Consider the following 21,026-nt stretch of genomic DNA (forward strand, 5'->3'; position numbering starts at 1 on the left):
TCGACCGCCTCCCGGTACTCCCCGGGGACGTCGCGGGTGTCCTGGACGGCGACCAGGGCGCCGCGGGCGGTACCGGTCCGCTCCTCCGGGGCCCCGCCGTCCGGCCCGGACCCTCGCCACCAACGCTACGAGGCTGGTCCGACACCGACCCCCGCCCCGGCGCCGGGCGCGCTCCGGCTGATGAAGTCCTGGAGAAGCTCGCGCGTGGGCGGCGGCATCAGCCCCTCGGCGGCGAGGAGGTGCCACTGGCAGCCGGGCACGAGGCGGTCGAGTCGCCGGTACTCCCCGACCTGGTAGAGGAGCACCAAGGCGTCGAGGGCGTGTCGGACGGGTGACCGGTCGCGCTCCTTCAGCGTGCTGAGCACGGCCAGTCCGGCCATCGCGTAGCGGCCGTTCATCCACTCCACGGCCGCCTCGCCCAGCTGCCCGGCGGCGAGTTCGTCCTCGGCCCGGCCGCAGAGGTCCAGGGCCCACTGCCGTACCTCTTCGGCGGTCTTCCAGGCCCCCGCGAGGTTCTGAAAGGGGGCTGTGGCGGCCAGGTCGCGCAGATGATCGCGGGCATCTTGCACGGGGCCCAGCGCCAGCTGGTTGTCGTCGGTGAGGACCGCGTCGGCGAACTCGGGAACGTCTTTGCGGGTGGTCTCGACGAGGGACGCGATCGGGTTGGCCACCGCGGTGAGGTTCATCGCGCGGAACAGGTCCCCGATGTCCTCCAGGGACATCGTCCCATTGATGGCGGCGGCGGCCGCGGCCAGCGCGGCGTCCCTGGGTGTGACGGTGGACGTGCCGGGGTTCGCGTCGAGGGCAGTGAGCTCGGCCGGGGGCCAGGTGTGTCCGGCGGCGCGGACGAGGTGGGCGATGCCTTCGTCGACCCGCCGGGCCCGGGCCGGGACCAGGGTGACGGTCGGGGTGGCGTCCGCAATGTGGTCGGCGAGAGCGTCGAGCCGCTGCTCCGGGTCGGTGTCCGGTTCGTCGTCGCCGGGGACGGTGAGGGTGGTCACGGCCGCGGTGAAGGCGGCCCGTACCGTCTGCTCCGGTACCGGGAGCCCGTCGCCGAACAGGAGCAGTGCCACGTCGTGGGGCCGCTTACCCCGGCCGCCGTGACGGGCGAGGCCGAGGACGAGGTCAAAGCTCTCCGGCGCCGGCCTGGAGGTGCTGCCCTTGCCGCGGCCCAGGCCTCCGCCGGCGATGTTGCCCGGCAGCAGCCGACGGCTCCTCCACACCTCCAGCATCTTCGCGGTCACGGCGAACCCGTGCCGGAACGCGTGCTCGATCAGCAGCTGATCCGTCGGGCTCGGGGTGTCAGTGGACATGCACGGGAAGGTACCGGCACCACTCGCGGACCCGGCCGGGCTGTCACCTCATCCTGTGACAGCCCGTGGAACGGCAGCCGGAGGCCAACGCCATGACGTAGCGGCCCCCCCCTCGTTTAGAGCCCCCCTACCTCCGCCGGGTCACCGCGCGGCCCTACCGCTGAAATGGCGTCAGGGAGGCCACATGGCAACCGCAGTTGATCCCACACCCGTCGACGGCTGCCCAACAAGGGCCGCTTCGAAGGGAGTTGCGGAGCTAACTACCCACTCCCGCACTGTGCCGCCCAGGACGCGACGTCAGTAGCGCAGCCCTTCACGCGCCGCCCGTCACACACAGAGAAGGACACCACATGCTTATCGATGTACTCACCGGCTGGACCGCGGAGACCTTGGGCGGCCTCACGCTGCTGGCGGGGGCTACAGCCTGGGGCTGGCTCCGGCGGCGCCGGACCCCGGCCGCCCCCGGAGCAGCTCCGGCCACCGAGACCGTGCGCCAGGTCCGCACCTACACGCTGCTCGGAGCCCGGGCCGCCGACGGCCAGCCGGTCCACTGGCCCAGCAGCCGCCCCGCCGGCGCCCGGATCACCTGGAGCAGCCCCGCAGGAAGGCGGGAGCAGTTCGAACTGACCGACGCGGTGCTGCCGGACGGCACCTACGCGGCAGAGCGCATGTTGGCCTAGCGCCACGGGGAACCGCAGTGCACCCGCTCGATAACCATGGACCGGCCGCACCCCCATCTGGCGGGTGGTCGTGGAATTGGGCGGCGCGGGCAGCTGTGACGCGGGCGCCGGGGCCGTCGACAATGAGGCTGCCGAGCCGTCCGGCGTTGGTGTGGGCGGCGGCGAGCCGGTCGGCGTCGGCGCGGGCCCTGGCCGCGTACGCGCACAATCCGTCGGCGACCGCGGGCTCCAGCTGCCGGGCGGCGGGGTCGGCCGGCTGTTCGCTCATCGAGGGCTCCACAGGGCAGAACTGGCGCTGCTCACCACGGTATCGCCGGGTACCGGGGCCGGAATCCGCTCCGGCCGATGTCCTGCGACAGCGAAGCTCATGGGACTGTCCTGGTCGCGTGCCGGAGGAGCCCGAGGTCAGATGGTAGGCGGCGGGGTGGGCGGCACCCCGATAGAAGTCTGCTCGTGGCCCCCTGCCCATTGGCGGACCTGTTCGGTGCCTACTTCTTCAATGGCGGCGAGCAGCAGGGACCGTGCTTGGTCGTCCCGTTCACTCACTGGTAGCAGCCGGTAGCGGTTGACCCCACGGCGCAGAGACTCCCGGGCCTGAGCCGCCAGTACCCAGCGGGGACCCGGGGCGAAGACCTGGCGGAAACCAGTACAGAATAGGGCAATACCAGCAACTGCCGTCGTCACCCAGGCTGGGGCGTGCAGGCCGGCTGCTACCACCGTCGCGGAAGCGCTCGTCAGCGCACCGAGTTCGATTGCACGGTGCGCGCGCCGCGCGGCATCCCGCCTGCGCTGGTAAAACGCCAACTCCTGCTCGGCCAGTGCCAGTAGTGGGTCGGAGGCGGAGGTCCAGGGCTCAGTGTCCGAAGCCGGTCTGCGCATGCCAGCATCATCATCACCACTGCAGGCCGGTGTCACCCGATTCGCCAACATGCAAGCTCGCCAGCTCCAGGGCCGCTCTTGGTGACAGCGGCCGACGTGCCGCTGGACGTGCGACAGCGCGCCGTGCTGGAGAGCGTGTCCGCCGTCCTGGCGTAGCGGAGGGGGCAACTCACATGGCCTGGCGGCCAGCAGCGTTCCCGCCAGGATCGTCGGCAAGCACGATGGACGCGGTGATTCGCTTTCCCACGGGCTCCCGCTGAACGGTGAACCGCCGGCATATCGCCATCACGATCTCCAGACCGTGCTGCCCGACCCGCGAGGGGTCTGCCGGAAGCACCACGGGAAGCGTCGTGCTGCTGTCCCACACACTGACCTCGACGGCCCCCTCCGCGACCTGCAAGGACAGCACGCACAGGCCGGGCGCGTGCTTACGGGCATTGGTCACCAGCTCGCTCACCGCCAGCTGAGTCATCCCCATGGCCCGCTTCGACACCGGCAGACCATGCTCGGCCTGCACCGAGGTGAGGAAGACCCGGGCCAGATCACGCGCCTGCGCGATCTCCTCGCTGCCCTCAAACGCAGCGGAAACCGCGAGGGGGCGGACAATCGCCGCCTCAAGACCCTCGTCCTGCGCGGGAAGATCCATGTATCCGCCTTCAGTCCGGGGCCCGATTCAACTCATCGCGTCTACCCCTGGAACATCGACACACATCCCAGCCAGCCCCAGAAACCTCACGCGGCGCCGTCACGCTTCAGGTGGGCTTGGAAACAGCTGCTCAATCGCATCATTCCTGCCCGCTTCTGTGCGTTCGGGGCCGTCGGCACAGACCGCAGACCCTGGGAGCCGAGCATCAATCTGCCGTTCTGGCACAGGCATGTGACGCGGGGGCCGCGCGGTCGTTGGACAGTGGGAACCCAACCGGGCCCCGGGGATGTCATGGGTGATCCCCCGGGGCCCGTGGCGTGTCCAGCCCGGGGTCAGCGGTCGTGCGTGACGTACGGGTGGCGGTCCCCGTTGAACGTCAGGGCGGGCAGAGGGGCCGCCCCTCGAAAGCCGAGGAAGGGCAGGGCTGGTCGTGACGACCACGGAGATGAATCTGGCGAAGCGACTGGGGTTCACTCCCGGTCAGACGGTCGCAGAGATCGGGTGGGACAACGACTGCGACGACGAGCTGCGCGGGTCGGTCGAGGAGGTGACCGGCACAGAGCTGCTCGACGAGGAAGCGGATGAGACCGTCGACGTGGTGCTGCTGTGGTGGCGTGACGATGAGGGAGATCTCGCCGACGGCTTCCTGGACGCCGCCAGCCGTCTCAAGGACGGTGGCTGCATCTGGCTGGTGACCCCCAAGACGGGCCGCGACGGGTACGTCGCCCCCGGTGATGTGCATGAAGGAGCGCAGGTGGCCGGCCTGGCTCAGGGGACCAGCCTGGTGGCGGCGCAGGACTGGATCGGTACCAAGCTGGTCCGTCCCTCGTGAACCTGGAGCCGGTGTAACGCGAACAGCGCGGCCTCGTTGAACGCTGTACCCCCGAGGCGGGCCCCGGAAATCACCGGGGCCCGTGGTGTGTCCGGCTCCGGGCCGGTCAGTCCTTGTCGGTCTCGGTGGCGGTGAACCCGGCCAGCTGTCGGTTACTTCACTTCCAGGCGGTCCAGGCGTTCGTAGAGGGCGCGGACGAGGCGGGCGCGGTGGTGGACGCAGCGCACGGTGCCTTCGATCGGCGCGGACAGAATGCCTTCTGCCTCGCGCAGGACGACGTCGGCGAGCGCCCGGGGGCCGCTGTCCTCGGGCAGTTGGCCGGCGCGGCGGCGGACGTCGGAGGTGACCGCGCGGGCGTGGCCGGTGAGCTGGAGGGCGATCTGCTCCAGATCGCGGGTGGTGAGGATGTCTTCGCCGGTCCACGCAAGGACGGCCTTGACGAGGCTCTCGTACGGCTCGCGATCCAGCGGGAGCTCCGCCTCGATCAGCCCGTCGGGGTCGTGCAGGACGGTGTAGCTGCTGGTGTGCACAGAGGGCCTCGCTGTTCGGACTTGTGGGACGGCGGGCATCGCCACTGGGGCATTCGTTGCCAGTGTCCTTGGTGGACTGGTTCTCGTTTTGGCGTTCTGCGAATCAGGGGAAACCGCAGTCCGAACGGGTCAACGCCGACCGCCATCGTGTCTGGACAGCCCGTTCCTGCCAGGACCGGTGTAGCTGCGCTACGTGTTCTTCCGTCCGTGGAGGAACCCGAAGAAGCCGGCATGCTTTGCTGCGGCTTCCTGCTCAGCTCGCTCTTCAGCCTCGTGGCGTTCCCTTTTCTTGATGTTGAGGCAGACGCGGCAGTCCCCGTGGGGAGCTTCGGCTCCGTCGTCGGGGTAGGTCTTGCGGCCACAGGTCGGGCACGGCCAGGTCGCTGCCTTCAGGCGGCGCCGCTCTTCTTTGTACGCGAGGCCCTCCCGCTCCGCGGAGACGTGGTGGCAGCGGACGTGGGGCCGTGTCGTCCGTGTGCCTGGCTCATGAGGGCAAGCGGGGTTCCGGGCTCTGGTGGCTGCGTGGCGGTGGGGTGATCAAGGTGAGGGCTGCGTCGAGGAGTGCCTGGACCCGATGCGGTGTGAATCGCTGCGGTTCGATGGGGAACATCATCATCCATCCGTCGCCGATGGCACCGAGTTGGTCGGCGGGGATGTCCTTGCGGATTCGCGTCCCCCGACTGGGCGGGGGGCGGTCCGCCGCTCTCTTCCGTACGCCGGGGGCTGAACATATCGCGGGTGTATCGCCCAACCCATACGCCACCGCAACCCTTTTCCGCCTTTCATGTGGACGCGGACCGCAGCGGTCTGCGCCGGGGGCTCGATGCCCCGGTTCGGAAGGTGATCGCGAAAAGGGGCGTGTCGTGCCGTACGGGAATGTTCGTCTGCCAGCGAAGAAGGCCGGGTTGGCAGCCGGTATCGCCCTGCTGATGATGGCTCAGGCAGGGCCTGCCACCGCCGCCCCGGACCGGATCGGGAATGTGCAGAAAGCGATGGAGGAGCTGGCCGGGACACCTGGGGTTGTGGGGGCGGTCGGCGGTGCCTACGTCGACGGGAGATCCGTCGGGGTGGGCAGCGCCGGCTCCCGGCTGCTGGACGGTCGGGGCGGCACGACACCCGCGAACGCCCGCTTCCGGATCTGGTCGCAGACCAAGCAGATGGTGGCCACCGTGGTGCTGCAACTGGTCGAACAGGGCGAGCTGGGGGTGGACGACAAGCTCGGCGACCTGCTGCCCGCGGTAGTGGAGCAGGATCTGGTGACACGGGCCGACGAGATCACGGTACGGCAGATGCTTCGGCACACCTCCGGCATCCCCGACTGGTACGCGGGCAAGCCGAACCCGGACGGGAGCGAGAGTGAACCCTCGTTCGACGTCTTCGACTTCACTACCCCCCCACCGCCCACTGGATCTGGTGAGGTGGAGCCGTGGTCGGCCGCGGACCGGGGAGCCGGGCGAGAAGTGGTCCTACTCCAACACCAACTACACCCTCCTCGGCCTGATCATCGAGAGAGTGACCGGCCATGACCTGGGCAGCGAACTGCGCACGCACCTGTTCGAGCCGCTCAGGATGACCAAGACCTACCTCATGGTCAAGCCGCCGGACGGCGTCAAGGGGCCGCACGGGCACGGCTATTACCCTGACGCCGGCGGCAGGCTGCGCGACGTGGACCGGTTCAACGCCAGTCTCGCCGGAGCGGGAGCCGGTGGGGTGGTCTCCACCACGCAGGACATGAGCACCTTCCAGCGGGCGTTCACCCAGGGCAGGCTGCTGCCGCCGGAACTCCAGCGGATCCTTACCGACAGGTTGCCCGCCACGCCGCGTCCCCGGGGCAGCGGCCGCCGCTGCGGCGACGACTTCTTCATCACAGGCGGGTCGGCCCCCGGCTCCGTCGCCATGACCTTCTACTCGGCGGACGGCCGTCGCCAGCTCGCGATGTCGTTCACCCTGAGTGTCAAACCCAGCGCCGTGGAGCTGGAGGTGGGCAAGGCCGTGGAGAGCGTCTTCTGCCCTTGACCATGTGCGCCATGGTGAGGTCTCGTCCTCGGATATGTTGCCGCGGAGCGACATCGCCGCGTGGAGGGGCATCGTTGCTTGCTGCGTCCAGTCCGGGAGCCCGGCCCGGTCACATCCCGTTCCAGCGTGTCCAGTGCGGCCGGGCAGGTCATCGGTCGCGGTCCGTATTTCAGGTCCAGCACCTCCTCGCTGTTGCCCTGGAGCGCCTGGTCCTGCTCCTTCTCGGCGAACCGGGGATCCGCCGGGGCACCTCCCCACCGCAGACCGGTGCCCCGGCGGGCTGCGGGCCGTGCGCCTCGGTCTTCGGGCCGCAGCGTCCCGCCCGGCTTCCGCGGCAGGATTCGCGCGCGACGCATCCTCCCCGCCCCTACAGGCTTGGGGCGCCCAGGGGCGCTCCATCCGCCGTGCCGCCGTAGCGGCACGGCGGGCGGTGACGCGACGCCGCCCCTCGCGCTCCTGTCGTCGCCTCATTGGCATGGGGGCGGATCCACCGGCACGTCAGCGGGAGGGTGGGTCAGCCGCAGGCGCTCTTGGTGAGGGAGCTAAAGCGGTTGTCCCACTCGGGGTAGCGCCCGGTCAGGTTGGACGGTTCGTGGGTGAAGACCGACCAGCAGCTTCCGCCGTAGTTGTATCCGTCGTACAGAGCGAATGCGTCATTGGTGCGGTTCCAGTACGACGAGGTCCGGTTGTCCATCGACTGCCCCCGCAGGTCGGGCGAGCCGGTACGGAACCAGGCGATGGTGCCGGTCCCGTTGGCTCCGTCGAAGATGCAGAAGGACCCGGCGGGGCAGCGGTCATAACCGGCTGCGGGGGCCGTCTGCGCCGCTTGGGCCGAAGTCGTGGCCAGTGTCAGGACGAGGGCAGCGGCAGAGCCCAGCATGGCGAAGGTCTTGCGCATACGTTTCCTCCGAAGGTTCAGCGGTGCTTTCAGCGAGGGAGAGACGGCCGAGGGGGACGGCGGCGTCACGGCGTGCAGCCCTCCCCGCCGGCGTACTTGGAGCTGCTGATGAACCAGGTCGGCCCCAAGTAGTACCGGGAATGGGCGGCGACGCACTGGTAGCTCTTGCTCGAGCCCAGCGCCCACGTCTCGATCAGGTGGTTGAAGTTTCCGCAGTTGATCCACACGGCTTGCCCGTCGAGGTTGTCGTTGTATCCGCAGATCTCAGCGGGTGCGGCCGCCGCGCGCGGAGAAGCCTGGGCCTGGCCCGACAGCATCAGCGGGCCCGCAAGCACGAGCCCCAGCACGGCCGCGGTGGTCGAGAGTTTCCGGAACATCCTGTTCCTCCCATGAGTTCGGTGTCGAGCTGACCCTCGGCAAATTAGCCAGGTCGCGTTGTCCGGCATCGAAAGCAAGGCACGAAACAAACAGATGAGAAACAATCACGGGTGGGAAGGCGCAGGCGGAGAGGGGACGACAGTGCCGCGCAGCGAACGACCATTGGAGGACGGGGACAGCCCGGAGTTGAGGTGGGCGGCGGCCTTGCGGCGGCTGCGGCAGAAGGCGGGCAGCCCCACCTATCGGGTGCTGTCGCAGCGCTCCCACTACTCCGTCACCACGCTGTCCAACGCCGCGGCGGGCCGCAGTCTGCCCTCGCTCCCGGTCGCCCTCGCCTACGTCCGCGCCTGCGACGGCGACGTGGAGGAGTGGGAGCGGCTGTGGCACAGCACCGCCGCGGAACTCGCCGCGGGCGCCGCCCCGGCGGAGAGCGACCGCGCCGACGGCATCGCCGCCGGTGCGCCGTACCCGGGACTCGCCGCGTTCCAACCCGAGGACAGCGAGCGGTTCTTCGGACGTGAGCAGGTGACGAGTGCCCTGGCCGACAGCTTGTCGAGACGACGGTTGGTGGCGGTCTTCGGAGCTTCGGGGTCGGGCAAGTCCTCCGTGTTGAGAGCTGGGCTGTTGCCCCGGCTGCGCGCGGAGGCGGAGCAGGAGGCCGTCGTGCTCCTCACTCCGGGACCGCACCCTCTCGAAGAGTGCGCGGTCGCGCTGGCCGGGCAGCTCGGGACCACCGCCGGGACACTGCACGCCGAGCTGGCGCACGATCCGGTGAACCTGAACCTGCTCGTACGGCAGTTGCTGGCCGGGCGGCCCCCCACGGCCGAGGTGGTCCTCGTCGTCGATCAGTTCGAGGAGATCTTCACCCTGTGCCGGAGCGAGGACGAGCGGTCCTCCTTCATCACCGCGCTCTGCACCGCGACGCAGGCCTCCAACAGCCGGTGTCGCGTCGTCCTGAGCGTACGCGCCGACTTCTACGCGCACTGCACGCCCTACGCCGAACTGGTCGCCGCACTGGCCGACAGCCAGATCACCCTCGGCCCCATGACCGGGGAGCAGTTGCGCCAGGCCATCGTCCAGCCCGCGGTGCGCGCAGGGCTGAGCGTCGAGGGCCCGCTCATGGCGTCACTCATCGCCGAGTGCCACGGCAGGCCCGGAGTGCTCCCGCTGCTCTCGCACGCCCTGCTGGAGACCTGGCACCGGCGCCGGGGCAACGCGCTCACACTCGCCGGGCACCAGGCCGCCGGCGGGGTGGAAGGCGCCCTCGCACGGACCGCGGAGTCCTTCTACGCCTCCCTCACCCCGACCGGGCGGCAACTCGCCCGGCAGCTGTTCCTGCGTCTGACCGCACTGGGCGAAGGCACCGAGGACACCAAGAGACGGCTGCCACGCAACGAATTCGACCACGGCGGCGATGCCACCGCCGTCCTGGAGCAGGCGGCCCGCGCCCGGCTGCTCACCCTCGACGACCTCCACGTGGAGATCACGCACGAGGCGCTGATCCGGTGCTGGCCACGGCTGCACCAGTGGCTGACCGAGGACCGCGAAAGCCTTCGCCGTCACCGCAGGCTCACCGAGGCGACCCTGCTCTGGGACTCCCTGGACGGGGACCAGGACGCCCTCTACCGAGGTGCGCGACTCGCGATGGCCAGGGAGCTCCTCGGCGAACCGGAGCACCTCAGCGCCCTCAGCGCGCGCGAGCGGGCCTTCCTCGACGCCAGCGTGTCGGCCGAGGAGAACAGGAAACGGCAGACCGCCCTGCACACCCGGCGGTTGCGCCGACTGGTCGCCCTGCTGACCGCGGTGACCCTCCTCGCCACCTGTGCGGCTGCGTACGCCCTGCACGTCCAGCGGGAAGTCACCCAGCAGCGCAACGACATCCTGTCCCGCAACGTCGTGGCCGAGGCGGACCCGCTGCGCGAGACCCAACCCGTGCTGCACGCCCAGCTGATGGCAGCGGCCTACCGTCTCTCGCCCACCGCGGAGGCCCGCGACGGCCTGCTCGGCGCGGCCGCCACGGCGCTCCCGGGCCGCAACCGCAACGTCTCCGCGGTCGCGTTCGACCCCACGAGGCGCGGGCTGGCGACGGGCGGCGACACCGTGCAGCTGTGGGACGTACCCGAAACCGATCGGCCAGTGAGGACGGGTGAGGTAACGGGCACCGGTCCGGTGGCGTCCGTGGCGTTCGCTCCGGACGGTCACACCCTGGCCGTGGGCGGTTTCGGCCACAGGGTGCAGCTGTGGGACGTGTCCGACCGTCGGCGCCCCGCCGTGGCCACCACTCTCTCCGGGCACACCGGGGTGGTCTTCGCCGTCGCCTTCAGTCCCGACGGGCGGACCCTGGCCACCGGCAGCTACGACCACACCGTTCGGCTGTGGGACCTCACCACGCGCTCCCGGCCCGCGGCAAAGGCCGTACTGACCGGGCACCGCCTCAACGTCAAGGCCGTCGCGTTCAGCCGTGACGGCAGGTATTTAGCGACCGGGGGCGACGACCGCACGGTGCAACTGTGGGACGTGACCCGGCCTCGCACCCCTGCCAGGCTCTCGGTCCTCACCGGCCATCGCCACTTCGTCACGTCCCTGGCCTTCGCCCCCGACGGTCACACCCTGGTGTCCGGCAGCGACGACCACACCGTACGTCTCTGGGACGTCACCCGGCCTGGGAGCCCGGCCGCCCTGTCCGCGCTCACCGGTCACACCGAGGTGGTGATCTCCGTGGCGCTCAGCGGGGACGGCCGGCTCCTGGCCTCGGGGGGTTACGACGGCGTCGCGCGGCTCTGGGACATCGCCGACTCGCGCCGCCCCCGGCCCGCAGGCGTGCTCAGCGGCCCGGGGGGCGCTCTCAACGACGTGGCCCTGTCTTCTGACGGCAGGACCCTGCTCACGGGCAGCGCGGACAACGGCGCCCGTCTCTGGCCGACCGACCCCAAGGACGCCGTCTCCCGGATCTGCGCCCGGGAACCCACCGCCCTCACCCGCGCGCAGTGGGACCGCTACTTCCCCGACGTGGACTACGGTCCGCCCTGCTCGGACCCGGAATGAGGATGGCGTTCGCAGGGTGGGCACTCAGGTCCTGTCAGGACGGTTGGTCCTGGTAGGGCGGGGATTCGGCGGGCGTCCGGGCGTACGAAGCGTTCCGGACCGGCCCGTCGACGGATCAAGAACCTCCGGGTCGGCGTCCACTCTTTGATGCCGGGGAGCGGGCCACGCGGCGGTGGGACCGAGGCTGTGCATCTCGCACTCATGGCCAAGCGCCCAGGACCGCTGTACTAGGGCGTATTGTGAAAGCGCTTGCTATGGGTGTCGGGACAAGCGGCCGTTGATCAACGCGACCCGGATTCGTACCATCTCCCGATGGGACATGACGATCTTCCGACTCTTGAACTCGCTTTTCCCGGACCAGAACGTGACCGTGGCGTGGCGGCGATCCTGAGCGGTCAGAAGACCGCGCTCACAGGCCTCCTGGAGATCTATGAGCACGCCGGAGAGGCAGTGCCGCAGAGCGGCCAGCGGTTCTCAGTGCTCGATTCCGAGGGTCGTCCGGCCGTCACGATCGAACTCGTCGACGTGCGGGTCGTTCCCATGAAGGAAATCGACGATGACTTCGCGCGAGCCGAGGGGCGCGGCTACTCCGACGTTGCACAGTGGCGAGCAGCCCACGAAGAGTTCTTCCAGAGCGATGGCGTAAGCGAGTTCCTGGGTCGCACCCCCGACATTACCGATGACACTCTCGTCGTCGCCGAACGCTTCCGAGTGCTCAAGCCCGTGTGATCGGCGTCCTCCTCCCGCCACTCCCGCAGCACCACCCCTCGGGCGTCCTCGACGTCCGCACACCGGCCCCCTCAGCACTTTCGGATGATCACCGCGTCCTTTTCACCGGGCACTGCGCACGCGCGAACCCTTTCCGTCGGCCCGACTCCGGCCGCCAGTACACCGGCACGCCCTCCACGCCGCCTCGCGCGGGGTACGCGTGGCGGGAGCGATCCGGCCGACTTCGTGGGGACGGGGGTCAGCGGTAGTCGTCCGGGTGTCCCTGCATCCAGGTGTTGATCCTGTCGCGGGTACTGATCAGCAGCTTCTGGTTCTTCTTGAGGTTCTCGAATCCGAGGTCGCCGCCCAGCTTCGCGTCGAGCTTCCTGATCCAGGCGAGCGGCTCGGGGAAGTGGCCGGGGCCCTTCGGGTCCGCCTTCATGGCCTCGTCCAGGCCGTGCAGTTCCTCGTAGGTGCGGCTGAGGACGTACGAGCAGTTGCCCGGGTCTGCGCACGAGTCGTCGAGGGTCGCCTGCAGCCCGGCGAAGGCGTCTCGAACGGCCTCGGGGGCGGGAGTGGCCGTACCGGAGGATCCCGACGACTCGTCGGACGAGTCGTCGGGGTCGGAAGGTTCGTCCTTCCCGGACGTCTCGGACGGGGTGGCAGCGCCCTCCGCGCCGGCGTGGGACGCGGCGGCCTGCGGACGGTCGGGCTTGGCGTCGGCGCCGCAGGAAACGGTGAGCGCGGACAGCGTGACGGCCGCGACGACTGCACGGCGCAGCGAGGACTTGAGCATGAAATCTCCCAGGGCATCGAACAAGTGCGCTGACCTTATCCAGCGCGCCGCGGGCGGCCCTCCACGAGGAAGGCGGTGTACGTGCCTGGCGGCTGGGCGCTGACGCGCTGGACGGGGTAGCCGTCGGGTCCGGTGGCCGCCCCGGGTGCCCGGGGCGGTGCTGCGGGCTGGACGGCTACTTCGAGCGCCCCCGGCGCTGCTCGGGCCCTTCGGGGCCGCGCCGGGGTGCCGAGCGGTCCGTGGGCGCCGGGCCCTGCCCGGAGCAGAGCGTGACGTACGAACCCGTCGCGTAGCCTCCTCCCCCGCCGGGGCCGGGGACGGGAGCGGGGTACGGACGATCCGGCCCGGCTGACGACTGGCTTCTCCGGCCATCCCCCGATCCCCCAATAGGCCGATCAGCAACGTGATCACGGCCCGCTGACTCGGCACCACGGCCTGTCCACCGGGACGGTGGGCGGGCCGTGGTGCCGAGTCAGCGAGACCTGGACGCAAACGCTCAGGTGGGCAGTGCCGGCGCTGCTTCCGCCCCTCGAGGCCTGGCTTCTACCTGGCCGCGATGAGGTCCACCCACGCTGTGACAGCGTCGCCTTCGTGGACGACATCGACACCCAGTGCCGAAAGCAGTCGTTGGCTGGCCGTGTTGTCGGGCGTCGTGCTCAAGAACAGTGAATCGAATCCGTCGGCGCATGCGAGGGTCAGTAGATGGCTGAGCACTGCGCCGCCGACGCCGCTACCGCGGTAGGAACGTCCGATCCACACCCCCGCTTCGACCGCACGCTTTGCGCCCTCCAGGGGACACAGCCGGGCAGCCCCCACCACGGCATCCCCCACGACGATGACATAGGTGGCCTCCACCGGATCGGCTGATAGAGACCGCGACTGATGGAACCGCAAGAACGCCGTCCGACGCTCGGCAGTCCATCCAGCAGGCCCGGCCACCGGGGGCATCACCTCATGGGGGTCCGCCTCGGCCACGGCCACATCCAGCAGGTCTCGGAGCAGATCCTCATCGAGCTGCCGCAGAGTGACGTCAGAGCGCATGCGCGCATCCTGCCATCACGACCGCGCCATTCCCCAACGGTTTTCGGGAATAGGACGCGCACGAAGTCCCAGATCGTGACAGCAATGAGGCCAACCTTGAGTAGGCGGTGCCCATCTCGCGCAGTGGCAGCTACTGCGGCGCCTTCCAATCGGATCCGCCCTGTCGCCGAGTTCGACCACCACCGCCGATGTCTGTGCCTGATGGTCCTGCGGTCATAACGTCGTCGAGGTCGTCACCGACGACGCGCTTCCTGATCAACTCAGTTCCCTACGAGCTGATCCGCCAGGACCGCGGCATCCACGTAGTGATCCACCCCCAGCTGGCGGTGCGCCGTGACCTGACCGGCAAGCTAATTGAAGGTCCTGCGGCCAGGTCTCAGTGGTCGGCAACGACGACAGCGTCGGCAAGGCACAGGAAGAGGGCACCGATGCCGGGCCTCTACTGGACTCGGCGTCGGCCGCCGGGCTGAGCGGGCAGGCATGCGGTCTCCTGTCACCGCACCGTGCAACCCAATGGCGCGCGACAGGAGCCAACAGGCGTACACGCCGATGCAGCCGCCAGGCCTACGAGGGGACCGCCCACCATGCTGCCCAGGAACCACACTGCAAACAACGCGCAGCGTCCGTACTTCGAGTTCCGTTGCGGCGGCCTGCACCTGACTGTTCAACGTGTACCGGTGTGGCTGATCACACTGGCATCCACCGCCATGGGCGCCGCCACCGCCTGGTGGAGCAGCCGGTAGGCGTCGCCAGCTCCCCGTCAGCAATCAAGATCAGGTGGCAGAAACCCAACGTTCGTCAAAATTGCCTGCCAAATGGTCAAGGGCGCCTGGCGGAGGACACAGATGTCCGGTACGTCTCACCTCCCAGACTCCCAGCTCACCTCACAGCAACGCGTCGACCTGGGGGTTCGTTGTTCTCACCTCACAGGCAAACAGGGCAACAGGATCATTTCCGGCTCTCAGCTCACAGCTACCTCACAGGAGCGCGGTGAGCTGGGAGGTAGCCGTCAGTGATCAGTTCTGGATCGGCGGCCAGACGTGCGGGCTCCTGCACTGCCCGCACGCGGCACAGCCGGCGCACTCCATGCAGAACTGGCGCGGGGTCAGCGGGCAGTGGCAGATCGGGTTGCAGTCGGAGCCGTCGTCGCCGGGCCAGGGGCTCTCGCCGAAGGGCAGCTCGGTCCGGGTGAGGACCGAGCCGCCAGCGAGCAGGTCCTCGTACCGGTGGCCGCTCGCGCTGTGCTCGCGCCAGGGCGGCCGCCGGTACCTTGTCCGCCGCGCTCACGGCGTACCTCCCTTCACCGCGGCCGCGTTGTCGAGCCACGCGGCGAGCGCGTTCGCGGCTTCCGGGTCGGCCTGGGCGAGGCGGCCGACGAACTGGAGGCCGCCGTCGACCGGGGCGCCGGTGCGGGCGAGGGCGGCGAGCAGCGTGGCACGGGCACGCACCGGGGCGGGCAGCGAGCCGGCAGCGGCGGCGCGGGCGGCCGGGTCGACGTAGTGGCCGGACTGGTCGGCGAGGGCGCGGGCGAGTCAGGCGTCGACCGTCGCGGCGCGGTAGTCACCGCGGTCGTCCAGGAGGTCGCGGGCGGCTTCGTCCCCGGCCCGGGTCGGCACACTTTGGTCGAGTCGGCCGGCCCTGCCGAGCCGGGCGAGTTCTTCGGCACGGTCGGCGAGTTGCTGCTGCTGGCGGCGCTGCTGCTCGGCTTCCTCGCGGCGGCGGCGGTCTGCGGCGAGCTCCTCCTGGACGACCGCGTCGGTGTCCGGGTCGTACGGGCCGCCGGTCGCGGCGAGCAGCTGCACGATGCGCTGCCACTCCGCGAGCTCCGCAGCACGGCGGCCGCTGTCATCGACCGCGGCCTCATTGCGGCGGGCCAGGTGCGCGTCGAGTTCGGCTCCTTTGAGGGCCGCCGCCGCTTCGCCATGCGTCATGTCCCGCGCGCGGCGCGCCGTACCGAGAACTGGCCGACCTTCGCCGTAGTCGACCGGCGTGCGCGGGGTGCCGGCGCGGCCGCCGACCTCGGGGACACGGCGCGGCTACCACCCGTCGGACGTGGTCATCAGCACTCGCTTTCAGTCCGGATTCGGAAATGAGGGCCCGGCCGGTAATTCGTTTCGGCGTGCCAGGTCGCACAGGTCTACAGCACGCCCGGATTACGCATTGCTAAAACTTGATGTTCAACCACTCCACGTCCGCGAATTTCACCTCCAAGCCCGCACGTCCGCCACCGCCTTGACGGAAACAGGCGTCCGCGATGGCCTCCACGACCGCCTCATGCAGATCAATCTCCGTTGCACCCTCCTCCCGTGCGGCGATGATGGCGGCCGCGTGGGCAGGGCTGACGGCGACTGTGATGTCCCGTACGCGACCCGCGTCCGAGGTGCCGCCCGGACCGAACCCGAAGTACGTCCGGCAGGAGATGACTAGCCCGCCCGAGGACACCATACGCCGCCTCGCCCATGCCCTGACCTGCGGCTGCCACTCCGACTCGGTCTCTTCCACCAGCGCCTCCTGCAGGCGCTTGTTCGGCTTGGTGGACGCGCCCGCAAGATAGCGCTGCGCCACCTTGCGGGAGACATCCAGACGCGCCGCCAGGGACTTGGTGGAACCCTTCTCCCGCGTGCGAAGGCATTTCATCTGCGCTCGCGCGGACTTCGGCACGGGCCGGGTGAACAGGGCGCGCTCCGCGCGGGCGAAGCCCTCCAGGATCTTGGCGCGGGTCCGGGCCGCGTGCAGTACGTCGTCATCAGTCATCTGATCATCAGGCCCGACTGGGCCTGTGGACAGAGGCCGACGGTGGGGCGCCGTACGGCCGGTGTCCGCCCCTTGTGACTCAGCGCTTCAGTTGGCCAATGAGCGCTTCAGTTGGTCACACTGAGCGCCGTAGTTGGCCACGCTGCCGAAGGGAGACGGATGACGAAGCACTGGTCGGCACCGCTACTGGTGAATGTTCTGCTTGGGCTCCCAGGCACGCTGCCTATTTGGCTGCTCTGGTACTTCGTGGTGAACTGGCCACTCGCTGATCTTGGCTTGACCGTACGGGAGCCGACTGAGAACGACGGCATGCTGAGCTGGCTGCTCATCGCCGCCCCCATCGCCGGGCTGTACACCTTGCTCTGGTGGCTTGCCAATAAGCCGCTCCGCCGCAGGTCGGCGCTTGCTCCACGTGCGTACTGGTCCCTCAGCGTTCTGGCTCTGTTCGTCCCGACAACCGTCCTCGCCATCACCACGTAGCGGGCAGGAGCTGGCCACCGCTGCGGGAGCGGTGGATCCTCGCGTCGCTGGCGTTCGTGGCCGTCAGCTCGGTGTTCTGCGGGGTGGCTTCGGTCGACGACCCGTCGGTGTCGGTGGGCCTGCTGAGCACCGTCGTGACCGGGCCCGGCATAATCGGGCTGTTCTTCATCCCGGCCGCCGCCTCCAGCCAGATGCCCGACGTCATCCGTCGGCGCTCCCGCCGTACGACGGCTGCGCTGGACGAGGCAGACCCGGATCCCCAGTAGTCCGGCCGGCCAATAGGCCCGGGGCGCCGCGCGGCAGGCATGCTGCGCGTTCTGCGAGGACGCACTCACAGCATCCGGGCCCTTCATACCGACGCGAGAGATGCAGCCATCCGGCGCCGGTAGTAGTGCACTGTGACCGCGCCCAGCAGCGGGCCCCACAAGAGCAACGGTGCGTAGACGATGTTGAGCAGCCAGATGCCCCAGGTGGTGGCTGCCAAGTCTGCGTTGAGCGACGTGTAGACGAACAGTGCGCCAAAGACAGTCGTGGCCAGCGCGCCAAGCCCCGCCACACCGGTCCCCAGCATGACGGGGACTCGGCGCCCGCGGAGGTGTGGGATCCAACGCGGCCATACCTCACCCCAGTCCTGTACCAGCCCAAGTGTGAGGAATGCGAAGGCCTCGGAGATCAGACTGAGGCCGACGAGGGCCAACGATCCCAGGCCAGGAGCCCCCATCTGATCGTATTCGGATTGCGCCAGCCCAACGGGGACACCGACGGCGATGGCCACGCGCCAAAGGGCCGAGGGCACGTTGGTCGAGGCGGCGCCCACCGCAGCGAGCCGGGCCCAGCGCGGCACATCGGGTAATGCGTTGACTTTCAGCATGTGAGCCAGGCTCGCCGATGGGACAGTTCTACACATCAGCCTGCGGTTCCATCCCTCCTCACCCGCGAGACGTAACTGCACGTACGATCGGCGAGCGGGAACTGAAGGCAACCGCTGCACCCAACTCTGACGCGCAGCCCCGCCAACTGAAACACGCATCCGCCAGGGGAAGCGCCCAGTCACAGTCACATCGGGGCCCCTGCCGTGGGCAGGTGATCACAGCTCGATGTCGAGCCGTTCCACGTCGGTGAACTCCACGCCCAGGCCGTGCGCGCGGCTGTTGTTGGCGCGGAAGTACATCCGGGCCAGGCCGTCGGCGGCGATCTGCCGGAGCTGGTCCTCGTTTTGGCCCTGCTCCCGTGCGGTGAACAGCTTGTCGACGTACTCGGGCGGCAGGGCCTGGGTGATGTCCCGGATCCGGGCGTCGTCGGTCGCACGTGTCCAGTCGACCAGGGCCGGGATCGTCTTGGCGGGCACGTCCAGGACCAAGCCGCCGACGCAGTACGCCGAGACCTGCCCGTCCTCCCAGTCGACGACGGCGAGCGGCCCGTTCTCGAAGCGCGGGTCGACGGCGGCGGCCGCCGACGCCGTGGTCTTCTTCGCACCCGGGCACCGCGAGGACGCGGCGGGCTTCGCGGCGGGTACCGGTCGCACAGCAGCAGCCGGTGCCGGTGCTGCCAGTGCTTCGGTCGCCGGGGCGGGAACAGGCGCGGTGCCGGTGAACGCCTCCGGGACCACCGGTACCGCAGCGGCGGATGCGTCGGCGGCCGGGGTGGGGAAGTGGGCGGCCAGGCCCTCCAGCAGCCGGGCGTACGCGGCGCGCTTCGGCGGCCGCGGCTCGGTCCACCCGGTCTCCCAGTTCCCGACCGCCTCGCGGCGGGCGCCCAGCGCCGTGGCGATCTGAGCCTGGCTCAGGTCCGCTGCCTCCCGCAGACGTTTGCGTTCCGCAGGATCCGGCAGACCGTCCGGCACGACTTGCCCCAGCAGTGCATCGACGGCGCTGAGCAGCTCGTTCTCAGTGGACACAGAGGTCACCTCCGATAGACGCCATACTCCAATCACGCGTGAATCGAACGCTGAATCGCACATCTGGTGAGGTCACAACATGGGGGCAGGCAAGCTGTGCAACAGGCTGTTTTGGCCTCTCGCAGTGAAGGCGGAGCGTTGTCATCGAAGGGTGGCGACCGATAGGTTTTCCCACCGAAAGCCGAGTGATCGTTGAGGGCTGGCTGTCCGGGAAGACAGCAGGGAACCGGCTGTGCGTGTACGGCGGCCCTGTGTTCAGTGCTCGTGAGGGGAGTCCGATGGGTTCGTTCGATGTGCCGTTGGATGACGAACGCACCCAGCTCGATGCGTTCGTCGAGGAGGGCCGCAGCGCCCTTGAGGCGACCCTTAAGGGCCTCACCGAGGAGCAGGCCCGTCGCCGACTCGTCTCGTCGGCGACCACGTTGCTCGGGCTGCTCAAGCACGTGACGTGGATGCAGCGGGTGTGGTTCGAGGAATGCGTCGGCGGCACGTCCCGTCGGGAACTCGGCCTGGTCCAGAGCGCGGACGAGTCCTTTCGGCTCACCGACGACGACACCGTCGCCTCCGTCACGGCGGCCCACCAGGAGGCCTGCGCGACGACCCGGGCGGTGGCCGCCGACCTGTCGCTGGACACCGTCGTGACCGGCCACCGTACCGGGCCGCGCACGCTGCGCTGGGTGTACCTGCAAGTCCTGCGCGAGCTGGCCCACCACTGCGGACACGCCGACATCCTGCGGGAGCAGCTGCTTACCGCCGATTGAGTTCTCAGCGGACGCTGCTGCACGTCACGCCGTCGATCACTTCGGTACGGGCGGGCTTGACCATACCGTCGGCCTTAAGCGTGCGGCGCCTGCCGCGGAAGCGGGCCTCCCGGAACCGGCCGTCCGGGCGTCGACGAGGACGGTGCGGGGCTGAAGCCCTTACCGGTGGGGGCGGGGCAGGGGCGGGGGCTCAGGAGAGGGGGCAGGGGGCCTCTGGGTCCAGTACGTCGCGCTGTCGGACGGACGGGACCGCACCCGTGGCGGTGCCGGCGAGGCACTCGGTGCTGCCCCACATCCGCAGGTCCACGGAGAAGGACGTACCGCCGTTCGGTGCGGTGCGGGTCTTGACGAAGGGGCCTGTGTAACCGCTCCGGGTCAGGGCGCCGCTCACCGCTGCGGGGTCCTTGAGGCCCTTGACGGCCTTGGTGACGCGGTCGATGTGCGCCTTGGTGGCGCACTTGTGACCGGCCTCCAGCTTCGCCTCCTCCTTCTTGTCCTTCTCACTCCACTGGTGGGAGCCCCGGTTCAGCTCACTGTCCGACGGCGGCCTGCTGGGGAGGGGCGGCTCGCTGGGCAGGGGCGCATCCGAGAGGGAGGGCTCCGGCGGGAAGTCGGTCCCCTCGGCACCTTCGCCCTCCTCGGCCCCCTGGTCGTCGAGCGGCGGTTCCTGTGGGAGGTCGGGGAAGCAGGGGGCGGCGACCTTGTTCAGGAACCGCATGTAGGCGAGCGACTGTTCGGCCTCCTGCGGCTCGGGCGTGGACTTCGCCTTCGGGGCCGCCGCGGCATCGACGCTCTTCGCGGGGCCGGGCCTGGCCGAGGAACCGGCCCCATCGGCCTGGGTGGTGCCGCAGGCGGTGAGCGCCAGGGCGCAGAGGGCGACAGCGGGGAGGAGGTGGCGGCGAGCGCCAACGGTTCGCTTCATGTGCACATCTTGTGATCGTCCAGTCGACGGCTCATGAGTACCCGTACTCAACTCCCCCTGGGTAACCCTGCCTCCGTGATGCGGGTAACCCCGTTGTGCGGGCGACCCCAGCGACCCCCATCCCTCGGTCCTCGGCGTGGACCGCCTGGAGCCTGCCGAACCCGGTCACGGAGGCGGTGCCGCCGTCCAGGACGCGCCGGACCAGAGTGTCCAGCACCGCTTCCAGTGCTTCGGCGGCAGCCGGCCCCGTACCGGCAAAGCCATTGATCGCCTCTCCGGTCGGACCGTAGGTTCCGTCGCATGACGAATCTCCGGATCGGTGTGATGTACGACCGCGACTGGCTGCCCGAGGAGCTGCCCGCCTTCGCGCGGCGGGCCGAGGCGCTCGGCGCGGACGACCTGTGGGTGGTGGAGGACCTGCGCTGGAACGGCGGGGTGTCGGCGGCGGCC

At 69.7% G+C, this 21,026-nt stretch carries 22 protein-coding genes and 3 pseudogenes; 10 read left to right on the top strand and 15 right to left on the bottom strand.

Going from position 1 to position 21,026, the window contains the following annotated elements; all coding sequences use genetic code 11:
• Positions 1–125: 125 nt before the first annotated feature.
• A complete protein-coding gene (locus ACIP93_RS37255) occupies positions 126–1,313 on the bottom strand; it encodes a hypothetical protein (protein ID WP_401766790.1) in 1,188 nt (395 codons plus the stop codon).
• A 350-nt stretch (positions 1,314–1,663) separates the two neighbouring features.
• On the opposite strand from ACIP93_RS37255, the gene ACIP93_RS37260 reads away from it, so the two are divergent.
• Positions 1,664–1,993: a hypothetical protein gene (locus ACIP93_RS37260; protein ID WP_401766792.1), complete on the top strand. Its 330-nt coding sequence runs from the start codon at positions 1,664–1,666 to the stop codon at positions 1,991–1,993.
• A gap of 405 nt (positions 1,994–2,398) precedes the next feature.
• On the opposite strand, the gene ACIP93_RS37265 is transcribed toward ACIP93_RS37260, so the two are convergent.
• Together ACIP93_RS37265 and ACIP93_RS37270 are read right to left on the bottom strand one after the other, a co-directional pair.
• The gene (locus tag ACIP93_RS37265) at positions 2,399–2,923 is read right to left on the bottom strand and encodes a DUF4231 domain-containing protein (RefSeq protein ID WP_401766794.1); all 525 of its coding nucleotides are present in this window, start codon (positions 2,921–2,923) and stop codon (positions 2,399–2,401) included.
• Between the two features lie 118 nt (positions 2,924–3,041).
• Complete coding sequence (locus tag ACIP93_RS37270) at positions 3,042–3,518, bottom strand: ATP-binding protein (protein WP_401766797.1); 477 nt, start codon at positions 3,516–3,518, stop codon at positions 3,042–3,044.
• A 445-nt stretch (positions 3,519–3,963) separates the two neighbouring features.
• Between ACIP93_RS37270 and ACIP93_RS37275 the strand changes: the two genes are divergently transcribed.
• Positions 3,964–4,350 (top strand): DUF3052 domain-containing protein, encoded by a 387-nt coding sequence (locus tag ACIP93_RS37275; protein ID WP_401766842.1) that lies wholly within the window; start codon positions 3,964–3,966, stop codon positions 4,348–4,350.
• 152 nt (positions 4,351–4,502) lie between these two features.
• Here ACIP93_RS37275 and ACIP93_RS37280 read toward each other — a convergent pair whose 3' ends face one another.
• The gene (locus ACIP93_RS37280; protein WP_401766800.1) at positions 4,503–4,880 is read right to left on the bottom strand and encodes a DUF6415 family natural product biosynthesis protein; all 378 of its coding nucleotides are present in this window, start codon (positions 4,878–4,880) and stop codon (positions 4,503–4,505) included.
• A 905-nt stretch (positions 4,881–5,785) separates the two neighbouring features.
• Here ACIP93_RS37280 and ACIP93_RS37285 point away from each other — a divergent pair.
• Positions 5,786–6,406, top strand: a complete 621-nt coding sequence (locus ACIP93_RS37285) for a serine hydrolase domain-containing protein (protein WP_401766803.1) — start codon at positions 5,786–5,788, stop codon at positions 6,404–6,406.
• Positions 6,294–6,896, top strand: coding sequence for a serine hydrolase domain-containing protein (locus tag ACIP93_RS37290; RefSeq protein ID WP_401766806.1), 603 nt, complete (start codon positions 6,294–6,296; stop codon positions 6,894–6,896). Before ACIP93_RS37285 ends, ACIP93_RS37290 begins: the two co-directional genes overlap by 113 nt.
• 514 nt (positions 6,897–7,410) lie before the next feature.
• On the opposite strand, the gene ACIP93_RS37295 is transcribed toward ACIP93_RS37290, so the two are convergent.
• Together ACIP93_RS37295 and ACIP93_RS37300 are read right to left on the bottom strand one after the other, a co-directional pair.
• The gene (locus ACIP93_RS37295) at positions 7,411–7,794 is read right to left on the bottom strand and encodes a peptidase inhibitor family I36 protein (protein WP_401766808.1); all 384 of its coding nucleotides are present in this window, start codon (positions 7,792–7,794) and stop codon (positions 7,411–7,413) included.
• Between the two features lie 65 nt (positions 7,795–7,859).
• Positions 7,860–8,171 carry a hypothetical protein gene (locus ACIP93_RS37300; RefSeq protein ID WP_401766810.1) on the bottom strand — a complete coding sequence of 104 codons (312 nt, stop codon included), beginning with the start codon at positions 8,169–8,171 and terminating at the stop codon, positions 7,860–7,862.
• Between the two features lie 142 nt (positions 8,172–8,313).
• Between ACIP93_RS37300 and ACIP93_RS37305 the strand changes: the two genes are divergently transcribed.
• Complete coding sequence (locus tag ACIP93_RS37305; RefSeq protein WP_401766812.1) at positions 8,314–11,217, top strand: AAA family ATPase; 2,904 nt, start codon at positions 8,314–8,316, stop codon at positions 11,215–11,217.
• Positions 11,218–11,529: 312 nt separating this feature from the next.
• Positions 11,530–11,946 carry an ASCH domain-containing protein gene (locus ACIP93_RS37310; RefSeq protein ID WP_401766814.1) on the top strand — a complete coding sequence of 139 codons (417 nt, stop codon included), beginning with the start codon at positions 11,530–11,532 and terminating at the stop codon, positions 11,944–11,946.
• 238 nt (positions 11,947–12,184) lie between these two features.
• On the opposite strand, the gene ACIP93_RS37315 is transcribed toward ACIP93_RS37310, so the two are convergent.
• Both ACIP93_RS37315 and ACIP93_RS37320 read right to left on the bottom strand, forming a co-directional pair.
• The gene (locus ACIP93_RS37315; RefSeq protein ID WP_401766816.1) at positions 12,185–12,721 is read right to left on the bottom strand and encodes a hypothetical protein; all 537 of its coding nucleotides are present in this window, start codon (positions 12,719–12,721) and stop codon (positions 12,185–12,187) included.
• Between the two features lie 543 nt (positions 12,722–13,264).
• Positions 13,265–13,762, bottom strand: a complete 498-nt coding sequence (locus ACIP93_RS37320) for a GNAT family N-acetyltransferase (RefSeq protein ID WP_401766818.1) — start codon at positions 13,760–13,762, stop codon at positions 13,265–13,267.
• A 202-nt stretch (positions 13,763–13,964) separates the two neighbouring features.
• On the opposite strand from ACIP93_RS37320, the pseudogene ACIP93_RS37325 reads away from it, so the two are divergent.
• Positions 13,965–14,121: pseudogene (locus ACIP93_RS37325) on the top strand (hypothetical protein); the annotation flags it as partial.
• Between the two features lie 924 nt (positions 14,122–15,045).
• Here the strand turns inward: ACIP93_RS37325 and ACIP93_RS37330 are convergent.
• The 3 genes from ACIP93_RS37330 to tpg form a co-directional block, all read right to left on the bottom strand.
• The gene (locus ACIP93_RS37330) at positions 15,046–15,210 is read right to left on the bottom strand and encodes a hypothetical protein (RefSeq protein ID WP_401766821.1); all 165 of its coding nucleotides are present in this window, start codon (positions 15,208–15,210) and stop codon (positions 15,046–15,048) included.
• An 84-nt stretch (positions 15,211–15,294) separates the two neighbouring features.
• Positions 15,295–15,693 carry a hypothetical protein gene (locus ACIP93_RS37335; protein ID WP_401766824.1) on the bottom strand — a complete coding sequence of 133 codons (399 nt, stop codon included), beginning with the start codon at positions 15,691–15,693 and terminating at the stop codon, positions 15,295–15,297.
• Between the two features lie 232 nt (positions 15,694–15,925).
• The gene (gene tpg / locus ACIP93_RS37340) at positions 15,926–16,516 is read right to left on the bottom strand and encodes a telomere-protecting terminal protein Tpg (RefSeq protein WP_401766826.1); all 591 of its coding nucleotides are present in this window, start codon (positions 16,514–16,516) and stop codon (positions 15,926–15,928) included.
• A gap of 159 nt (positions 16,517–16,675) precedes the next feature.
• Between tpg and ACIP93_RS37345 the strand changes: the two genes are divergently transcribed.
• A complete protein-coding gene (locus ACIP93_RS37345) occupies positions 16,676–16,996 on the top strand; it encodes a hypothetical protein (RefSeq protein ID WP_401766828.1) in 321 nt (106 codons plus the stop codon).
• Here ACIP93_RS37345 and ACIP93_RS37350 read toward each other — a convergent pair.
• From ACIP93_RS37350 to ACIP93_RS37360, 3 genes and pseudogenes are all read right to left on the bottom strand, one after another.
• Positions 16,986–17,201: a hypothetical protein gene (locus ACIP93_RS37350; RefSeq protein WP_401766831.1), complete on the bottom strand. Its 216-nt coding sequence runs from the start codon at positions 17,199–17,201 to the stop codon at positions 16,986–16,988. The genes ACIP93_RS37345 and ACIP93_RS37350 overlap by 11 nt on opposite strands.
• Before the next feature lie 144 nt (positions 17,202–17,345).
• Positions 17,346–17,867 carry a hypothetical protein gene (locus ACIP93_RS37355; RefSeq protein WP_401766833.1) on the bottom strand — a complete coding sequence of 174 codons (522 nt, stop codon included), beginning with the start codon at positions 17,865–17,867 and terminating at the stop codon, positions 17,346–17,348.
• A 231-nt stretch (positions 17,868–18,098) separates the two neighbouring features.
• A pseudogene (locus ACIP93_RS37360) lies at positions 18,099–18,893 on the bottom strand (helix-turn-helix domain-containing protein); the annotation flags it as partial.
• Between the two features lie 278 nt (positions 18,894–19,171).
• Between ACIP93_RS37360 and ACIP93_RS37365 the strand changes: the two are divergent.
• Positions 19,172–19,654 (top strand): DinB family protein, encoded by a 483-nt coding sequence (locus ACIP93_RS37365; protein ID WP_401766835.1) that lies wholly within the window; start codon positions 19,172–19,174, stop codon positions 19,652–19,654.
• Between the two features lie 190 nt (positions 19,655–19,844).
• On the opposite strand, the gene ACIP93_RS37370 is transcribed toward ACIP93_RS37365, so the two are convergent.
• Positions 19,845–20,576 (bottom strand): hypothetical protein, encoded by a 732-nt coding sequence (locus ACIP93_RS37370; RefSeq protein WP_401766837.1) that lies wholly within the window; start codon positions 20,574–20,576, stop codon positions 19,845–19,847.
• 300 nt (positions 20,577–20,876) lie between these two features.
• Here ACIP93_RS37370 and ACIP93_RS37375 point away from each other — a divergent pair.
• Positions 20,877–21,026 (top strand): annotated as a pseudogene (locus tag ACIP93_RS37375) (5,10-methylene tetrahydromethanopterin reductase); the annotation flags it as partial.

Source organism: Streptomyces sp. NPDC088745 (assembly GCF_044751045.1).
Classification (GTDB): domain Bacteria; phylum Actinomycetota; class Actinomycetes; order Streptomycetales; family Streptomycetaceae; genus Streptomyces; species Streptomyces cremeus.